We start from the raw sequence: 16,568 nt of genomic DNA, 5'->3' as shown, positions 1-16,568 counted from the left end.
ATTTGAACCCAGGTTTGTTCCACTAGATAACATCTCGATCTGTGAATCTTGGCGCTGGTTCACCTCCTATTTTACCTCCTTTTCATCGTTCCGGGTGCTCCGCAGGAGCATGGACTATTTGAACCGTATTGAGGGGCGTTTCACTCCACCGCAGAACGGTGGCGGCTACGGCTTTTTCACACTGTGGCAGGGTTCACATTCGCTGACGGTCTACTCTATTTACTTAGAAACCCCTGATCATGCCTATTGCAAATAGGTATATTAATTCTGTGGCGGCTGCCAGAACGAGATTTTGAAAGGATGGACTTCAAAGCTCATCACGCCGCGCTCCACCGAGGGATCATGAGCCATCATCTCGTGGGCCGCTTCGAGAGAATCAGCCTCAAAAATAACGATACCAAAGGCGCGATCGAGGCAGGGACCGATCAAATAAAAGGTTGTTTCTTGCTTGAGCTGATCGAGATACTCCGAATGCGCCTGCATCGCCGCCAATTCCTCAGGTAACATCTCATCCGCAAAGCCCGGACGCAACGCACGGATCTGACAAATAAAAGTCGCACGGTTTTCCATGAGAACCACCTTTCCGAAACAATACACAATCATATAATGGCATTCTCTTTACTTGCCACAAAAATGGAAAAGATCATCTCATCCTCCCTATAAAGGTTCATGTAGGTGCAGCACAACACTGCAGCGGAATCCTGTTTTCCCGTTACTCGTACGGAAATCATCATTAACGTTCGGTAATATCCAACTCTGTGCAATGCCCACATTACCCATCATTTGCTTCTATTTCATGATGCTGCCAGCGTGCCAGGTATCGATGATATGTTTGATAGACTGAATATAGCCTGCGTCTGCATTGTTCGGAGTCGGCGCGTATACTGGGATCACTTTGTCGATGGTGGTCAGTCCTCTAGCGACATAGTAGTTGTGGATGAGCGCATACCAGTCGTGAAAGCCTTGTTCCCAGGAGCTATATTTTGCGTAGCCGCCACCGCGTTCTTGATCCACACAGGCGACACCTTTATAGCAGCGGAGATTTCCCAATGAGAGGGTTACATGGGCCTCGCCGATGGTACCAAACACAATTCATCTCTGCTACCTGTCATAACTCTTATATAAGGCAATAAAGAACAAAAACGTAGCTCGCCTTTCGGTTCATCCTACAAGCATCACTCCCCATTTGTGCCTGATCAGACGCGGGGGAAGTGGAGGGCCCAGATCCAGACACTGGCGACGAAGGAGATGCTGCCGGCGATGACAAAGAGATGGAAGATTTCATGATAGCCGAAGAATTTGGGGAAGGGATTGGGCCAGCGGGTTGCGTAGACAACGGCACCTATGGTGTAGAGGATACCACCCGATAAGAGGGTGAAGATGAAGGACCAGGGGAGGACTTGCAGGAAGGCGGGCAGGGCGAGAATGACAATCCAGCCCATCAGAATATAGAGGGAGGCGCTGAACCATTTCGGGAGGCGCAGGGCGTAGGGGAAGAGCGCAAAAATGACGCCCGCCAGTGCCAGTAGCCAGATGGTGATCAACAGGACAATCCGTACCCAACCGGAAAGGATGTTGAAGCAGAGCGGCGTGTAGGTGCCTGCGATTAAGACGAAAATATTGGCATGATCCAGTGAGCGCCAGATGCGGCGCTGCTGCGGCTCCCAATGCACAATATGATAGATCGCGCTTACCGTATACATCTCGATCATGCTCAGTCCAAAGACGAGCAACGAGAGAAAACGTGGCACATCTGCTCGACTGTACCAGCAGAGGACAATCGTCAGGATAACCGCCGCAACCGCCGCAACCGCATGAAACCAGCCGCGTAATAATGGCTTCACTTTCGTCTCAATAATCTCATCTACCTGTATCTCTTGATTCGTCACCGTATCATCACCAGTCCTTTTAGAGTACATCTATTAGTATAGCGGTTTTTATGAAAATTTGCACTATTGCTAGCTAACAATACCATTTTTCTAGCAAACGCCCATCGCACAACACAGCTTTAATCTTCTATTACTGCTTATATAGCATATAACACAAGAGCCTTCCGGGCAGTAGAAACAGAATCATTCAACTGTGTCAATAGTTTTCCGTTTTCGTCGCTTATAAAGGGACTGTTGAACAAGAAACAATTATATTTTTTATCGAGTAAAAAACGAAAAAGAACTCACCAAAAAGTAATAGAAAATTCCAGAGAGCTCATAGATTTGTTTTTAGCATGGATTGAATGTACAATAAAACCCTACCCACTGATGTGGTAGGTAGCGTTCCTAAGGAAGGGAATGATATTTTTTTTCTGGACGCGACATTTCAAAGGCTGAGATTCGTTATTTCATGCAGCGCTCGACGTGCTTTGTAGTAGATTCGTGTTCTCTTATCTTCTATTGTCCAGTAAAATATAGGTGCATACGCAGAAAGCAGGTTTAAAGAATGTCTTTCTCATCCCGATCACATGAAGTTCCGCCACCACCCCTGGAAAAGATAGGGGATTTGATCTATTCTCCTGGAACTGATCTCCCTTTCGGCAAGCGTATCCGTATTGGCGTGTCCGAACAAACAATCTATGAAAGTTCCGTCGAACTGGGTTACCGCATGGGTATTCGAGCACATCTGGCCTTTATGACGGATAATAACTGTGCCAATCCTGTGCCTTTGGATGATAAACAATTCACCATGATCATTGATCATCTGCTTCCGAGCGACCTGAATCCATTCGAGCAAGGACTGTGGCGCGCGCACTTTGTTGCGGGCTGGATGAGTGTCTATCTCGGCCTCGTCTCGGATGAGGATGATATTGATGTCGATCACGATAGTGAGGGTGGGGCAGATATCGACGAGAAATAATACCGCTCATAACGCTGAGGCGGCATGTTGATCGGTCAACGCCCCCGGCCCAGTATCTCTTGTATCCATCATCTTGACGGTGAGAAACGAGATACGGGTCGGGGGCGTTGATTTTTCCTAAAGGCTGCTGAGTTGGATGCTATCTGGAATGGATATGGTCCTCTGGGGTGGCGTGAGGGTCAACAGTTGATCAAATTTATTGAGTGGTAGGTCTAGTTTTAATTGTATGCGAGATGAATTTGCTCCAGATGTTGATGCTGCTGCTGCAGGAAACAGATATTTTATTTATGTAGCTTTCTGTAGATCGAGGATAGTGCATCACCTCTATCCTCTCCATGCCTCTGGCAAAATAGGGCATTTGACCCTGTTGGCTCCTTGAGCATCCCTGTATACTAAGGTGGTGATGATCGATGGAGCACGCTTGTTTTGAGGAGCTGTGCAGGAGAGAAGGACTGACATGATGTCGAAACGTGATGCTGCAGATGGTTCACAGCAGGTGGCGAAAGCAACGCGGGCGCGGGCGGCTGGCCGATGGTACCAACGCGGGCGGCGCCTGCTAACACTACTATTACGGGGCTGTTTATTGCTGATTCTTGTGCCAGGATTCTACCTGACGGTTTTCCCGCAGGGACGTGCGGCGGTACGAGCGGCCTTTGTCTTGCCGGCCCTGATTTCTGCCTCCCAGCCGGGCATATTGCTGGCGGTTGGCAATCCTATCCAGCATACACAACGGCAGATGCAGTCCCGGAGTGGTCCTGTCTATCTCGATATATATGCGCCAACGACGTCGAGTCCACAACTGGCGGGGGCGCGGGGTGGATTGCTGATCGTGTCCGGCGTGGGGGATAATCGACAGGTGCCGCAGTTGATCAATCTGTCGGAGGCACTGGCTCGCAGCGGCATGGTGGTGATGAATATGACGACGCCGACGCTGATGAACTATATGATCTCGGCGCAGGATAGCGACGCGACAGTACAGGCGTTTCTCACGCTCCAAGATCTACCAGCGCTGCAAGGACGGCGCAGCGGGATCATCGCGTTCAGCGGTGGTGTGCCCTTGATGTGCTTTGCAGCAGCCGATCCGCGTATCCGCACGCAGGTCGCTTCGATTACGGCTTTTGGGGGCTACTTTGATACCCGTACCCTCGTTCACACCTTCGGGAGTCGCAGTCTGCTGATCGATGGCAAGCACGAAGCCTGGCATCCCATCGCTATCCCTATCGGGGTGCTGGCAAATATGACCACACAATACCTTTCAACTTCCGAGCAGAGTAGTATCACAGCCGCCCTTGCACCCCAGGGAGCGCCGCTGAGCAATGCTGAACTGGCGCAATTCTCACCAGGCGCGCAAGCCATCTATCATCTCCTCAAAGGAGATCAGCCGCAACGGGTTGACGCGAATATGGCGGCCTTACCGCCCAACGTCCAGTCCCTGCTGGATACATTGTCGCCACGCCGTGTACTGGCGCAGATCCAGGCACCCATCTTCCTGCTCCATGATCGGAATGATGCATCCCTGCCTGTTACCGAGACACGCGCCTTCGCTGCCGCCCTGACGCGCCTGCATCATTCCCATGAGTATGTCGAATTTCATATTTTTGATCATGTTGAAGTACGCTCAGGACTCCAGATAGGACAGGTATTAGGGGATGGCACCCAGCTCTTTCTGCTGCTCGACCACCTGTTGTCGTCTGTAGGCTGAGAAGCAAAGAAAGGCGATCATGACCATTATGAATCTACTCCTGCAATCACTGTTCTGGTTTGGTGCGGGTCTTATCATCGGTTTTGTCGCGCTGGGAGCACGGCCAGGAGCGCACTGCCCATGGTACATTCTGGTGATTGGCGGTGGGATAGGTGCCTGGACGGGTGGATGGTTGGGACTCTGGCTGTGGGGGCGGCTCTTCGCGCCGATTGCCGCGCTTTGGATCGCCATCCTCGCGGTCCTGCTCATTGCTCATCTCAGCTTGCTCGTACGCCGTGACGAGCAATTGAATCGGGTTACCCGCTAATATATACGCATCCGTTATCCGAAACTTACCCATTTATGGACAAGCCACATTTGATGTTCGGTTCCTGCTTCATCCAGGGCAGTTTCACTTGGTATTGCTACCAAGCCAGAGCCGCCCTGTCCACAGGCTTCAATCCCGTGTAACTCACGGTACTCCCATGCTCAAGCTAAGTCTGCCAGGTTGTATGATGCATTCAAATCACGGTCAATGACCAAACCACATGCATGGCAGACAAAAGTCCGTTCACTTAAATCCAGTTTTTCTCGGACCACTTTGCAACTTGAGCAGGTCTTGCTGGAAGGTTCCCAGCGAGAAACACATTTCACCATGATGCCCACTTGCTGAGCCTTGTATTCGACCTGGCGACGGAACTCAGCAAAACCAACATCGGCAATCGCTCGTGAAAGGCGTCCATTTTTGAGCATGCCTGACACATTGAGATCCTCCAACACTATTACGGCAGGCCTCACATCAGGTGACTTGGTTTTCATCACCAGTTGCGAGGTGGCTTTGTGCAGGGCATCTTTGCGGATATTGGCAATGTGAACATGCAATCGAGCCAGTTTGCGTGTTGCCTTTGCTCGATTCTTGCTTCCCTTCTGTTTGCGGGAATGCTGACGAGAAGCCCGTCTCAGCTTCTTGAGATTGGAGCGTAGCGCTTTGGGGTTTGCAATCACGGTCCCATTGGACGCCGTTGCCAGTGTCTTGATACCCAAATCAATCCCGATCACGGGGCCTGTCGCATTGATCGGGTCGGGGGCGGTTTCCTCCACCTGGACACTGACGAACCAGCGGCCCGCCTGCTCTGATACCGTTGCCGCTAAGACCTTTGCCGTCATGGGAATATATCCATGCTCAGACAACCGCACCGTGCCCAGGCGGGGAAGTTGGATCTGATCCTCAAAGACATGAATGGCCCCCGTCAAGCGGAAGGAGCCAATCCCCTTCTTCTTGGATTTGAAGCGAGGATAGCCAAGCTTGCCACGATACTTGCCCTGTGTTTTTAGCTTCGCCTTCCCAAAGAAGTTCTTGAACGCTTTTTCTAGATTGCGCAGGGCTTCCTGTGGCGCACACTTCGATACTTGATACATCCAGGGGAGTTCAGTTTGCTTGAGGACATTCAACTCTTTATGCAGGCTGATCGCAGATGGTGCTTTTCGACCGGCTTGATATTCCTCTTGGTAGCGTTTCAAACCCCAGTTGTAGCTGTAACGGGCAGCACCAGCATGCTTGAGGCAGAGCGTTCTCTGGGCGTTATTGAGATCCAACTCGGTCTTATATCCGCGTATCATCAGCATCCTTACTCGTCCTCAGCCTTCATAGCTTGCTCGACGCAGTGTTTAATTTTTTCTGCACGGCGTTTTGACGTTCTCCGTCCATAAATGCGACTAGCCATACTCGTGATGACTGCGATGAAATCATCCACCAGCTCATTATTTGTATCACCAGGAAAGATCACTTCCAGCTTCCGACCTTGAAGCGCTAAAAGTTGTTCAATATAATGAAATCCGAAACGTGTCAACCGATCGCGATGCTCGACGACAATACGACCGATACTGACATCAGTTAAGATTTTCATGAGTTTCGGGCGACTATCATTGAGCCCTGATGCGATCTCGCTGACCATCTTGGTCACATGATAGCCTCGTGATGCAGCATAATCCTTCAGCCGTTGCATCTGCCGCTCTAGATCCTCTTTCTGGTCTGCTGAAGAGACACGAGCATAGAGCGCAACACCCAAGGCTTCTTGTGCTTGTGCTGGCTCTCGTACAATGATCGTTCCTGTATCAAGTTGATAGGCATCGAGCTTCCCAGCTTTCCACCATCGGAATGCGGTCTTATAGCTGATACCCATCTTTTTTGCGTAGGCGCTTAATCTCATGAGGATAGATTAGCATAAACGTCTATAAATGTCAATATTTTGTTTATCTATTAATTACCCTTCATTTCTGGTACAATAGAAATAGATTCAGAGAAATGAGGGATTGTGCTTATGCGGCCCGAAGGCCGTTCGATGCGAGACAGTATTTTAGCGGCCGCAGTGCAACTTTTTGCGCAATATGGCTACCATGCCGCCCCTTTGCGTGATATCGCACGCATGGCGGGGATACAGGCCGCCAGTATCTACCACCATTATCCAAACAAACAGGCACTGCTGGTGGAGATCATGGAAACATCCATGCAGCGGCTCAACGCCAGCCTCGAACATATTCTCCGCACCACCGATGATCCAGTTCAGCGTTTGCATGAGGCCATAGCCAATCATATTCGCCTGCACACGACCTATAAGGACGAGTTTTTTATCATCGACACCGAGATGCGTGCCCTCGATGAGGCACAACGTCCCTACATCCTGACCTTGCGCGATACCTATGAGTCGCTGTTACAGGAGCTGTTACGTGATGGTATGGAGCGTGAGGTGTTCCGGCACAGCGATATCAAAATTACATCCTACGCCATTATCGCCATGTGTACGGAGGTCGCAACCTGGTTTCGTCCCAATGGACGGCTGAGTGTACAACAAGTCATTACCATGTATCGTCAAATCATCACCGATGGCTTGCTCCTGAACGCAAACATCGCGCACCAACCAGACGAAACAGCCCATCTGCTCTAGCAGTCCGAGGCCAGCGAGGATGAAGGAATCCTATCTTGCAACGATCAGGGAGAGTGTGCGCGTATTTTAGTTATAGGTGAAAAGGTTTACCATAAGTACAGGTATCTCAACTCAACGCGAAGCGCTGCGTACATGCTGATTAGGAGCAACAGATTGTCATGCTGCCACCTTGCGGTCTGACAGGAATGAGAGTGCAGGCAAAGGAAGAACATAAATAAACGAAGTGAGACGAAAAACCGTAAATTTCGTTTAATAATATAGATATTTAATTAAGGGAGCAATTCACCGCTATGGGAAGTAAAAAAAAGCAGCAGCGAAATCCACTCAAGTGGCTCGTCTGTCTTGCTTTAATCCTACTTGTATTGATAAGCAGTGCCATATTTACCAGCAGGATTCAGAGCGTTGGAGACGTCCATGTCAGTGCCACGGCAACCTCATCTGTATTGGCGACAGAGACAAAGCCAGCCAGGCATGCGACGTCCACTGCAACCCCTACCCCTTCGCCCTCTCCATCCGCAGGATTTTCTCCCTCCGATTCCGGCACCCCATTCGCAACGCCGGCCCCTCTGTTTACCGAGAACTTCCTCGATAATCACAATGGCTGGGCAACCACGGGCCCGGATGGGAGTGCTGGCTATACACGCATCGTAGGACAAAACAAGATGACGCTCGGGGTCACCAACCACAAGGTCTTGATTGAGAATGTACCGACCACCACCCTCTCTCCCCTGAGCGACTATACCCTCTCGGCCACCTTCAACTTCCTGAAAGCCGATGGCAACGACACAGTCGGCCTCTATTTACGCGGCGATAGCAACCTGGATCATGACTATAGGATTGATATTTCCGGCAACAACATCGTCACCATCACCAAAGAATATTTAGATAGTGTTGGAGCCTCCCAGGAACTTCGGCTTGCCAGTATCACCAAAAACACCAACATGCATCCCTTGGGCCAGCAGAACTCGCTCAAAGTCGAAATGAACGGTCCCCGGATGACCCTCTGGATCAACGATATCCAGATCCAGCAGCTCAGCGATCCCGACTACACACATGGGCAGATAGCCCTCTTCATCAACAACGGCTGGTCCTCCGACCAGAGCAGCGTCGAGTTCACCGGACTCGACATCAGCTCCATCCCTGATCCCTTACCCGACGCTACCCCTACGCCAACGCCAACGCCCGCCGTCACCCCCGGCAGCACACCAACAGGCATCTCCACTTCAGGGGCAAAATCCCTGCTCCCCAACCCAAACCGTCATACGTGAAATGCTTAGAGTTTATCCGAAAACTTGAGATAGACTAAAAATAAGGTTATAATTCAAACTATAGAATTCTGGAATTTTGTATATATCTACTGCATTGTGAAATTGGAACTTCAAATATCTGAAAGGGGATGAGACATGCCAATACGACCGGAAGGGAACTTCGAACAGTCAGCGTCATATGATAATGCAATCGAGAGTGAGAATGAGGGGGAGGAGAGTAGAGTGCGTCAGAATTTATATAATCTAGACGTCGCCAAGCGAGAGGTGAAACCTCGAGAGGACTTGGGGAAGTCATTGTTGAGCCAACAGCTAACCGAGAACCGACAGCGAGGAGACAACCCACAGAGCCAACAGCTCAGAGACAACCCACAGCCAGGAGAGGAGTCATTGTTGAGCAGACAGCTAACTGAGAACCTACAGCTCTTAGCGAAACTGCGTTTCCAAGAGGACCAAAGGCAAAGTGCGGCCCAAAAGCTAGCCGAGAACCCTCTGCTCAGAGAGATAGCGAACCCAGAGCTCATAATGCAAGGAATGAGCACAAAGCTAGGAATAGACGAACCGCTCAGAGAGAGCCTGGAGCAAATAGTATACCGACAGCTCGGAGAGAACCCACTGCCAGGAGAGAGACCGAATCCCACGCGGGGACAACAGCTAATAAAACAATGGCGAATTGATAGGTTTGCTAATCCAACCACAGAAAGAGCAGAAAAACCAGTACCCGAGCTACGTATTGATGAGCCAACCTATTCTCAAAAGTTCAGAGCAGCCTTTAATCTCGAAAATACGAATAATGAACGTGATACATTGGTCGAATTTAAGTATTGGAGTGATTTATTTGACAAAAATGTAGCACAAATGAAGGATGCTGGATCAATGGTTGAATCAAAGGTTAAAGAATTTAGCGAACGATATGAACATTTGCTCCAGCCAAGTGACAACAATGTTTTTAATGAAATAGAGTCTCTACGTGAGGAGATAGAATTTCTTAGAATTCAGCTTAGCAATCTGCCGGAGGCGATCAAGCATAATATAACGTCAATGGAAACCGGCCGACAAAGGTATCAGGGGGACCAGGCGGATACTATGGATTCTATTATTAATAAAGCGCAAGAAGAACTTGGGACATTACCAAATCTCAGTCAACACATAGATGCCTTGACAGCGCTACATAGTAAAGTCAGCGACACCCTGTCGCCCCCTTCGGGTTTGCCTGGCGATATTTGGTAGCGTAAGGACCAATACGGAGGTGGTGGAAACCCACCTCCGGGGATTACTCCTTCTCTGGAATGTGCTGGCGACCGTACACAGGTGCTCCACGAGCTGTTCCGTCGCCATATCGCTCTCGATATGATATCTTCGCCCACAGGCCCAATACCGCCCAACGAACGAGAAGCATGATGGAGCGATGTAGGTGCGTGCCGAGGCCGCAGCCGAGATGCGCTTTCCCCATCACGTACCGACATCTCCCCCCAACGCTCTCCGACCTCCCCTGCCATGACGGTTGTGGTACGAATGAGCCTACAGCTGAGTACGAGCAACGGGAAAGAAAGCGCACCTCGGCTGCGGCCCTGGCACGCACCTACACTTCTCCATCTACATTCTCGGTATTTGGGATTTTTTCCTATATATCCATAAATACAACAATTGCCTTTTATGGGTATTGCAGCGCGTTGGGGCGAGGTTCCAGTACGAGCAAGAGAGCATCGGCCTGCGTTGCGCTTCGTGCGATGCCTACGTTTTCCATGACGTTTTTGTCAATTTGTGCTTATCTGTATTCTGGTTCCTTATTGCGAAAAATTTGCAATAAGGAACCTTTAGCATGTATACTGCAATTGAAGATGATGTCTCTTGCGATGGGACCGGGAGGGCTGACAGCTCATACTGGCATCCATGCGTCTGGTCGCTGCGATGACATATATATGGGATGCAGGATGTCTCGATTTCTCTGCTCTCTTGCTTTCAAGGAGGATATACATTATGAGCCGTTCAAGGCCCAGCGCCTTTGGTCTGACTGCACTATCGTCTGTTTTTAATGATAGCGCAAAAGATGTGCGTAGCAAAATTATTGGTATTTATACGTTTCTCTTGATCTTGAATGTGGTGGTCTGGGCGCTGGCACTGCTGGCGTTTAGCGGACAAATGGCAACCCTCGGACTGGCTGTGACGGCCTATACGTTTGGCTTGCGTCACTCGGTGGATGCTGACCATATTTCGGCAATCGATAATGTGACGCGTAAGCTGATGCAGGAGGAGAAGCGGCCGGTCGCGGTGGGCTTTTTCTTTTCATTGGGACATTCGACGGTGGTCTTTGGACTCTGTATCGTGATCGCTATCGCGGCCAGCGTGGCGAAGGATTTCGATACATTGAAGAATATTGGCGGCTTCATCGGCACCTCTATTTCCGCCCTCTTCCTCTATATGATCGCGCTCCTCAATCTGGTGATTTTGTGGGACATTTTCAGGACCTTCCAGAAGGTGAAGCGCGGCGAGACCTACGATGAGCAGAGTCTGAATGAGACGCTGGATCAGCGCGGCTTGATGGCTCGCTTCTTCCGTCCCCTGCTGCGTATGACCGATAAAAGCTGGAAAATGTATCCTGTGGGCGTCTTATTTGGCCTTGGCTTCGATACCGCCACTGAAGTCGGCATTATGAGCATCACCGCCCTGCTCGCCACCGAGGGGCATCTGCCCATCTGGACCATCCTGCTCTTCCCGCTCCTCTTCATGGCTGGCATGTGCCTGATCGACACCACCGACGGCATCCTGATGCTGGGAGCCTATGGCTGGGCCTTCGTCAAACCTGTGCGCAAGCTCTACTATAATCTCAACATCACTCTTATTTCTGTGCTCGTTGCCCTCATCGTCGGCACCATCGAAGTATTCAGCATCATCAGTTCAGCCCTTAAGCTCAGCGGCCCCTTCTGGGAACAAGTGGGAGGGCTCAGCGACAACTTCAGCTTCATCGGCTACATCATCATCGGCATCTTCGTCGTCAGTTGGCTTGTCTCCACCGCCATCTACAAAATCAAGCGCTACGACGACCTCGAAATCGCCAGCGTTCCCATCACCTCCAATTCCTAACGACATCTCCCCACAGAGAAAGCCCGATCCCTTGCGGTCGGGCTTTGTCACAACTCGTCTGGCAATGGTGGGCATACCAGTTCCAGAGCACTTTCGAGAATGACGATGGAGATGTTGTAGGTGCGTGCCGAGGTCACAACCGCTTTCCCATTCCTCGTACGATCATCTTGCCCGTAGGCTATTCCTTCCTTACCATCCACGTTTGGGTAAATCCCCGAGAAAATCCCGAGCGTTGAAGCGAGATGGCAGTGCGTGATGAAGAAAGCGCACCTCGGCACGCACCACCATCTCGCCCCGACACTCAGGAATTTACCTTCGCTGCCGCGCCTCCGTGTTTATTGCGCGGAGGTGGCTTGCAAGGGCCGGGCGGGCATGTCGAAGTCGACTTGCCTCTGGGTGTTGCGATAGCAATCACACATGTCCTGATAATGGGCATTGGTGACGGATATGAAGTGGTCAAGCTTGCCGTCCTGGAGGCGGCGGGCGAAGAAGGAATCCTTGTGCATGCACAAGAAGGCTTCCTGGATCTTTTGCTTGAGGTCGGCGCTAACATGCGAGGCAACGACGACGAGCGGCCCTGTGGATGGGCTATAGGTGCTGACGACGCGAAGACGCGCCGCCATAGCAGGACTGTTTAAGGCGATCAGATGCAGCATGCGAGCATCGACGGCGGTGGCGTCGGCGACGCCGCTCAGAACGGAGCGCAGGGCCTGTACCGGGGTCGCGGACTCCACGGTCTTGCGTGCCCCGACCGTCGAAACGGCCCGCTCATAGAAGGTATTATCCTCCGCATGCGGCATGCCAGCGTAGTAGGACCAGATGCAGCCCTCCAGTTCGCGTGTCTCCCGCACACGGCTCTCCTGACGCACGACAATATCAAAAAAGACGGGTGGCACATCCCCATGCTGGACATCTTCCTGCGCGATCGCCGCCGCTAACAGTTCCACGGGGCAGGGCCGCTGTCCCAGCAATTGGATATAGGCCAGGGGCGTCAAAAATCCTACATCAGCAAAGGCATCGGCGAAGTCTTCTAATGCCTCGCCATTCAGCAAAAAGGTCGAGGTGCCAGTGTAGCGTTCTACGTATTCGGTCATGTACTGATACGTTTTATACCAGGCCGGAGCCAAAAAGGTCTCAAAAATGATCGGAGGTGTCATGTATAATTCCTTCATCGCGCAATCTCCATTGATTGATTGAATGTGTTTCAAAATAAGAGCTGAAACTAAAAATCAAAAAGTCCTCTACCTTTAGTAAACGACTTTTGCGGCTCTTTAGCAACAAGCAAGTACTTTACAACAACAAACGAACATACCTTCGGCAAAACAATGGCGACGTATATTCCTTGCGCTATATATGACGGCCCAATCAGACAATGCAGCCCATTTTGGTCCGCGAGCCAGACTATTGGCTAGCTGACCCCTTTGATACCTGCTCATAACATTCTTCCTTAACACACTCACGTTCTCATACACTCTTCATCTGGGACACAGGATGCTATCAACAGGAGGATCCAGAATCCCGCCAGCTATTCTCTACGACTATCACGTCTGGCACCTCACAATCGTCACCTGTTTACAATGTATAGAACGCACCACTTTCCAAATCTGGCCCACGAACTCTCAGGATTCCGTGAACACCCACACAATTGTCGACTAAATTGATCAACTATGTTAAGTATAAGCAAGAATCTCCCTCCTGTCAAGAAAAAACGCCTCAAAAATCACCTGCTTTAATCTCTCCATCTCAATGTATCGTCATCACCAACCAGGCCCAAAAACGTAGGTGCGTGCCGAGGTCCACCTAATCCAACAAATGAGAGTGTAGCAAAAGCTTGCTCCCTGCTGACGGAGTTTGCGTCCTGATCCTGGCATGCATGAAAGCGTTCCAGGGGTCGCACGACCTCTTCGGGTGGCTGCTACTACTACGGATGGATCGCTCCCCCATTCCACCCCCTTTGTTGGAGTAGGTGGCCGAGGTCGCAACCGAGGTGCTCTTTCTCTTTTATTATACCACTATTGCAGTTTCGTGACGCATGTGCATTTTTCTTTGTATTTTATATAGTAAGGCAGGTGTTAGTATTAAATGTAGCTGGATCGATTGCGATTAGGTTCTGTGATGGGCTCTCCGTCCTTGCGGGTGAAAGCGGGGTGCAGGGGCGGCAGCCCATGACGGAACGCGATGGCAGGCATGCCGGGGGCATGACAGTCCTCGCAAACTCCTCCTCCTCTCAATCCCCCGGAAGGATAGAGAGCCCTGCGATGAGGAAGATTGACAATTGAGGTGGATTTATTTATAGTTAAGAATGTTCTTTTTATGCTATAGTATTCGGTGCTAAGTTTATTCACCATGACTAAAAATGAAGCATTTATCTTCATCTTACTTCACTATTTTTCCATAAATAGAAATAGAAAGGTTGCGCTGTATGGATACAACATTGAAGCGGTCAGCATTCCTGAATGGGATCAAGGATGAGTTGCCCATTCTGCTGGGGACGATGCCGTTTGGACTTATCTATGGGGTGATCGCGCATCAGTCAGGCCTCTCCAGGGCGCTGGCCCAGGCAGCTTCGGCGATTGTCTTCGCGGGTTCCGCACAGCTGGTGATGAGCCAGTTTATCGGTGCCAGCGTGCCCATACTGATCATTATCCTGACGGTCTTTGTGATCAATGTGCGCCATGTGCTCTATAGCGCCTCGCTGGCACCACATATGAAGCAGTTTCATCCTTTCTGGAAATATTTGCTCGCCTATTTCTTGACCGATGAGGTCTATGCGGTGGTGATTACGCATTTTACGCAGCAACCACAGGCGCAGCATAAGCAGTGGTATTTCTTTGGCGCGGGCCTGACGCTCTGGAGTACCTGGCAGATCAGTACTCTGGCCGGCCTCTTGCTGGGTGCACAGATTCCTGCTAGCTGGTCGCTGGATTTCACGCTGCCGCTGACCTTTACCGCTCTGGTTGTCCCGGCATTGCGGGATCACGCCGGACTCGCGGCGGCACTGGTAGCGGGGATTGTTGCCATACTGGCACTCTCGGCCCCTTTGAAACTGGGCATCGTACTGGCGACGGTCCTGGGAATTTGCGCGGGCATGGGCGTGGAGGCGCTACTCCCAGCCAGACCCAAACAAACTACCAGCATTGCAACAACACAGAATGAAGCACCAACCGTGCAGAGCAGCGTTATAAATAGCCAGGAGGAGGCATAATGTTACTCTGGGCCGCTATTATCTGTATTGGTATCCTGACCTATCTCTTGCGTCTCTCGTTCATCGTTCTGTTTGCACGTGCCAATGTTCCGGCATTTGTGCAGAGATTTCTGCGCTTTGTCCCGATCACGGCCTTAACCGCTATCATTGTCCCGGAGTTTATCTCACGTGGCTCGGCTATTGATATATCGTTCTTGAATCCGCGTTTGCTTGCTGGTATTGTCGCGATCCTCGTCGCATGGCGCACCAAAAACGTCCTATTGACCATCCTGCTGGGTATGGTGGCCCTCTGGATTCTACAACTGTTCCTCTAAATGATCGATACGGGCAATGGGATAGCTATCACAGGGATAAAATTTGGCTCCATAATTGTTATCACTATGCATGAAGATAATTATTAGAGATAAAAAAGGATAGATTTTATGTCATTGCCACTTTCTATTTTAGATCTTTCACCCGTCGACTCCGGCTCGACGGGCGCGCAGGCATTGCAGAATACGTTGAAGCTGGCGCAATTGGCGGATCGACTGGGCTATAGCCGCTACTGGATGTCTGAGCATCATAATTCGGACATGACGGCAAGTCCTGCGCCTGAGATTATGATTGGACATGTTGCTCAGGTGACGAAACATATTCGCGTCGGATCGGGCGGTGTGATGCTTCCCAATCACTCATCGCTGAAGGTGGCTGAGAATTTCAAGCTGCTGGAAGCACTGCATCCTGGACGCATCGATCTGGGACTGGGACGTGCTCCCGGCACCGATGGTCGTACAGCACTGGCGCTACGCCGCTCACGTGACGCCCTGACTGCTGAAGATTTCCCCCAGCAACTGGCCGAGTTGCTGGCCTATGCAGGCGAGGGCAACGGCTTCCCGGTGGGACATCCTTCCCATGGCGTCAAAGCCGTCCCATCCGATAGCAAGTTACCACCGATCTGGTTATTAGGTTCCAGCGACTTTGGTGCGCAGGCCGCCGCCGCCATGGGGGTTGGCTTCTCCTTTGCCCATCACATTAATCCTGGCTTCGCCATTCCAGCCATTCGCATGTATCGCGAACAATTTGAACCCTCGGATCGGCTGGCAAGTCCCAGGGTGATCCTGACCACCAACGTCATCTGCGCCGAAACTGACGAAAAGGCCAGCGATCTCGCAGCCTCGATGGCCCTGGCCTTCTTACGTCTGCGGTCGGGACAGGCTGGTCCGATCCCCAGTCCTGAAGAGGCAAAAAACTACCACTACACCGCCTCCGAGCGCATGGTTATTGAGGATACCCGCTCCCGACAGAACGTCGGGCGACCCGAAGCTGTCCGTGACCGCATCCTGCAACTGGTCGAGCAGACCCAGGCCGATGAAGTCATGCTCTCTGTGATGGTCTATGGCTACGAAAACCGCGTCAAAGTCTACGAGCTACTGGCCGACGCCTTCGGACTGCAAGCCCCCTCGGTCAGCCCGGACAGCGCCCTCGCCTGATCCTGCAAGGCCAGAACCCAACATCCCACGCCCTTCTTTATCAGGAAGGGCGTGGGATGTTTTTTGCCG

General features: G+C 51.1%; 18 protein-coding genes. 11 read left to right on the top strand and 7 right to left on the bottom strand.

Annotation, left to right across the window (positions count from 1 at the left end):
* The coding region (locus tag F1593_RS29075) for a hypothetical protein (RefSeq protein ID WP_216368951.1) at window positions 1-256 on the top strand (256 nt) is incomplete at its 5' end.
* Window positions 257-261: 5 nt separating this feature from the next.
* Here F1593_RS29075 and F1593_RS21055 read toward each other — a convergent pair.
* The 3 genes from F1593_RS21055 to trhA all read right to left on the bottom strand — a co-directional run bounded on the left by F1593_RS21055 (window position 262) and on the right by trhA (window position 1,889).
* A complete protein-coding gene (locus F1593_RS21055; RefSeq protein WP_172632315.1) occupies window positions 262-570 on the bottom strand; it encodes a YciI family protein in 309 nt (102 codons plus the stop codon).
* Window positions 571-789: 219 nt separating this feature from the next.
* Window positions 790-1,089 carry a glucosaminidase domain-containing protein gene (locus F1593_RS21050; RefSeq protein WP_216368950.1) on the bottom strand — a complete coding sequence of 100 codons (300 nt, stop codon included), beginning with the start codon at window positions 1,087-1,089 and terminating at the stop codon, window positions 790-792.
* Between the two features lie 107 nt (window positions 1,090-1,196).
* Entirely contained in the window at window positions 1,197-1,889 is a 693-nt protein-coding gene (trhA, locus tag F1593_RS21045) for a PAQR family membrane homeostasis protein TrhA (protein WP_172632313.1), read from the bottom strand.
* Window positions 1,890-2,436: 547 nt separating this feature from the next.
* On the opposite strand from trhA, the gene F1593_RS21040 reads away from it, so the two are divergent.
* From F1593_RS21040 to F1593_RS21030, 3 genes are all read left to right on the top strand, one after another.
* Window positions 2,437-2,850, top strand: coding sequence for a hypothetical protein (locus tag F1593_RS21040; RefSeq protein ID WP_149403535.1), 414 nt, complete (start codon window positions 2,437-2,439; stop codon window positions 2,848-2,850).
* Between the two features lie 457 nt (window positions 2,851-3,307).
* Window positions 3,308-4,552: an alpha/beta hydrolase family protein gene (locus F1593_RS21035; protein ID WP_149403534.1), complete on the top strand. Its 1,245-nt coding sequence runs from the start codon at window positions 3,308-3,310 to the stop codon at window positions 4,550-4,552.
* A 19-nt stretch (window positions 4,553-4,571) separates the two neighbouring features.
* Window positions 4,572-4,859: a hypothetical protein gene (locus F1593_RS21030; RefSeq protein WP_149403533.1), complete on the top strand. Its 288-nt coding sequence runs from the start codon at window positions 4,572-4,574 to the stop codon at window positions 4,857-4,859.
* A gap of 161 nt (window positions 4,860-5,020) precedes the next feature.
* Here the strand turns inward: F1593_RS21030 and F1593_RS21025 are convergent, their stop codons facing one another.
* A complete protein-coding gene (locus F1593_RS21025) occupies window positions 5,021-6,157 on the bottom strand; it encodes an RNA-guided endonuclease InsQ/TnpB family protein (protein WP_149403532.1) in 1,137 nt (378 codons plus the stop codon).
* Window positions 6,158-6,159: 2 nt separating this feature from the next.
* Entirely contained in the window at window positions 6,160-6,741 is a 582-nt protein-coding gene (locus F1593_RS21020) for an IS607 family transposase (RefSeq protein ID WP_149403531.1), read from the bottom strand.
* Between the two features lie 111 nt (window positions 6,742-6,852).
* Between F1593_RS21020 and F1593_RS21015 the strand changes: the two genes are divergently transcribed.
* The 4 genes from F1593_RS21015 (at window position 6,853) to F1593_RS21000 (ending at window position 11,825) form a co-directional block, all read left to right on the top strand.
* A complete protein-coding gene (locus F1593_RS21015; RefSeq protein ID WP_149403530.1) occupies window positions 6,853-7,476 on the top strand; it encodes a TetR/AcrR family transcriptional regulator in 624 nt (207 codons plus the stop codon).
* A gap of 290 nt (window positions 7,477-7,766) precedes the next feature.
* Window positions 7,767-8,744 (top strand): 3-keto-alpha-glucoside-1,2-lyase-like domain-containing protein, encoded by a 978-nt coding sequence (locus F1593_RS21010; protein ID WP_149403529.1) that lies wholly within the window; start codon window positions 7,767-7,769, stop codon window positions 8,742-8,744.
* 390 nt (window positions 8,745-9,134) lie between these two features.
* Window positions 9,135-9,971 carry a hypothetical protein gene (locus F1593_RS21005; RefSeq protein WP_149403528.1) on the top strand — a complete coding sequence of 279 codons (837 nt, stop codon included), beginning with the start codon at window positions 9,135-9,137 and terminating at the stop codon, window positions 9,969-9,971.
* A 750-nt stretch (window positions 9,972-10,721) separates the two neighbouring features.
* Window positions 10,722-11,825, top strand: a complete 1,104-nt coding sequence (locus F1593_RS21000) for a HoxN/HupN/NixA family nickel/cobalt transporter (RefSeq protein ID WP_149403527.1) — start codon at window positions 10,722-10,724, stop codon at window positions 11,823-11,825.
* A gap of 47 nt (window positions 11,826-11,872) precedes the next feature.
* Here F1593_RS21000 and F1593_RS28500 read toward each other — a convergent pair whose 3' ends face one another.
* Together F1593_RS28500 and F1593_RS20995 are read right to left on the bottom strand one after the other, a co-directional pair.
* Entirely contained in the window at window positions 11,873-12,025 is a 153-nt protein-coding gene (locus tag F1593_RS28500) for a hypothetical protein (RefSeq protein ID WP_172632312.1), read from the bottom strand.
* A gap of 135 nt (window positions 12,026-12,160) precedes the next feature.
* Window positions 12,161-12,982 (bottom strand): PhnD/SsuA/transferrin family substrate-binding protein, encoded by an 822-nt coding sequence (locus F1593_RS20995; protein ID WP_172632311.1) that lies wholly within the window; start codon window positions 12,980-12,982, stop codon window positions 12,161-12,163.
* A 1,265-nt stretch (window positions 12,983-14,247) separates the two neighbouring features.
* Here F1593_RS20995 and F1593_RS20990 point away from each other — a divergent pair.
* From F1593_RS20990 to F1593_RS20980, 3 genes are all read left to right on the top strand, one after another.
* On the top strand, window positions 14,248-15,030 hold the full coding sequence (locus tag F1593_RS20990) for an AzlC family ABC transporter permease (RefSeq protein ID WP_149403525.1): 783 nt from the start codon (window positions 14,248-14,250) through the stop codon (window positions 15,028-15,030).
* Window positions 15,030-15,344: an AzlD domain-containing protein gene (locus tag F1593_RS20985; protein ID WP_149403524.1), complete on the top strand. Its 315-nt coding sequence runs from the start codon at window positions 15,030-15,032 to the stop codon at window positions 15,342-15,344. The genes F1593_RS20990 and F1593_RS20985 overlap by 1 nt, the downstream gene beginning before the upstream one ends.
* Window positions 15,345-15,452: 108 nt before the next feature.
* On the top strand, window positions 15,453-16,499 hold the full coding sequence (locus tag F1593_RS20980; RefSeq protein WP_149403523.1) for an LLM class flavin-dependent oxidoreductase: 1,047 nt from the start codon (window positions 15,453-15,455) through the stop codon (window positions 16,497-16,499).
* Window positions 16,500-16,568 lie beyond the last annotated feature (69 nt).

Source organism: Dictyobacter arantiisoli (genome assembly GCF_008326305.1).
Classification (GTDB): domain Bacteria; phylum Chloroflexota; class Ktedonobacteria; order Ktedonobacterales; family Ktedonobacteraceae; genus Dictyobacter; species Dictyobacter arantiisoli.
This window is presented reverse-complemented; position numbering and strand designations above follow the sequence as displayed.

What these genes read in the sequence shown, in the direction of transcription:
- F1593_RS21055 (WP_172632315.1), bottom strand. Translation starts at nt 570, where the DNA reads ATGGAAAACCGTGCGACTTTTATTTGTCAGATCCGTGCGTTGCGTCCG.
- F1593_RS21040 (WP_149403535.1), top strand. Translation starts at nt 2,437, where the DNA reads ATGTCTTTCTCATCCCGATCACATGAAGTTCCGCCACCACCCCTGGAA.
- F1593_RS21035 (WP_149403534.1), top strand. Translation starts at nt 3,308, where the DNA reads ATGATGTCGAAACGTGATGCTGCAGATGGTTCACAGCAGGTGGCGAAA.
- F1593_RS21030 (WP_149403533.1), top strand. Translation starts at nt 4,572, where the DNA reads ATGACCATTATGAATCTACTCCTGCAATCACTGTTCTGGTTTGGTGCG.
- F1593_RS21025 (WP_149403532.1), bottom strand. Translation starts at nt 6,157, where the DNA reads ATGCTGATGATACGCGGATATAAGACCGAGTTGGATCTCAATAACGCC.
- F1593_RS21020 (WP_149403531.1), bottom strand. Translation starts at nt 6,741, where the DNA reads ATGAGATTAAGCGCCTACGCAAAAAAGATGGGTATCAGCTATAAGACC.
- F1593_RS21015 (WP_149403530.1), top strand. Translation starts at nt 6,853, where the DNA reads ATGCGGCCCGAAGGCCGTTCGATGCGAGACAGTATTTTAGCGGCCGCA.
- F1593_RS21010 (WP_149403529.1), top strand. Translation starts at nt 7,767, where the DNA reads ATGGGAAGTAAAAAAAAGCAGCAGCGAAATCCACTCAAGTGGCTCGTC.
- F1593_RS21000 (WP_149403527.1), top strand. Translation starts at nt 10,722, where the DNA reads ATGAGCCGTTCAAGGCCCAGCGCCTTTGGTCTGACTGCACTATCGTCT.
- F1593_RS20995 (WP_172632311.1), bottom strand. Translation starts at nt 12,982, where the DNA reads ATGACACCTCCGATCATTTTTGAGACCTTTTTGGCTCCGGCCTGGTAT.
- F1593_RS20990 (WP_149403525.1), top strand. Translation starts at nt 14,248, where the DNA reads ATGGATACAACATTGAAGCGGTCAGCATTCCTGAATGGGATCAAGGAT.
- F1593_RS20985 (WP_149403524.1), top strand. Translation starts at nt 15,030, where the DNA reads ATGTTACTCTGGGCCGCTATTATCTGTATTGGTATCCTGACCTATCTC.
- F1593_RS20980 (WP_149403523.1), top strand. Translation starts at nt 15,453, where the DNA reads ATGTCATTGCCACTTTCTATTTTAGATCTTTCACCCGTCGACTCCGGC.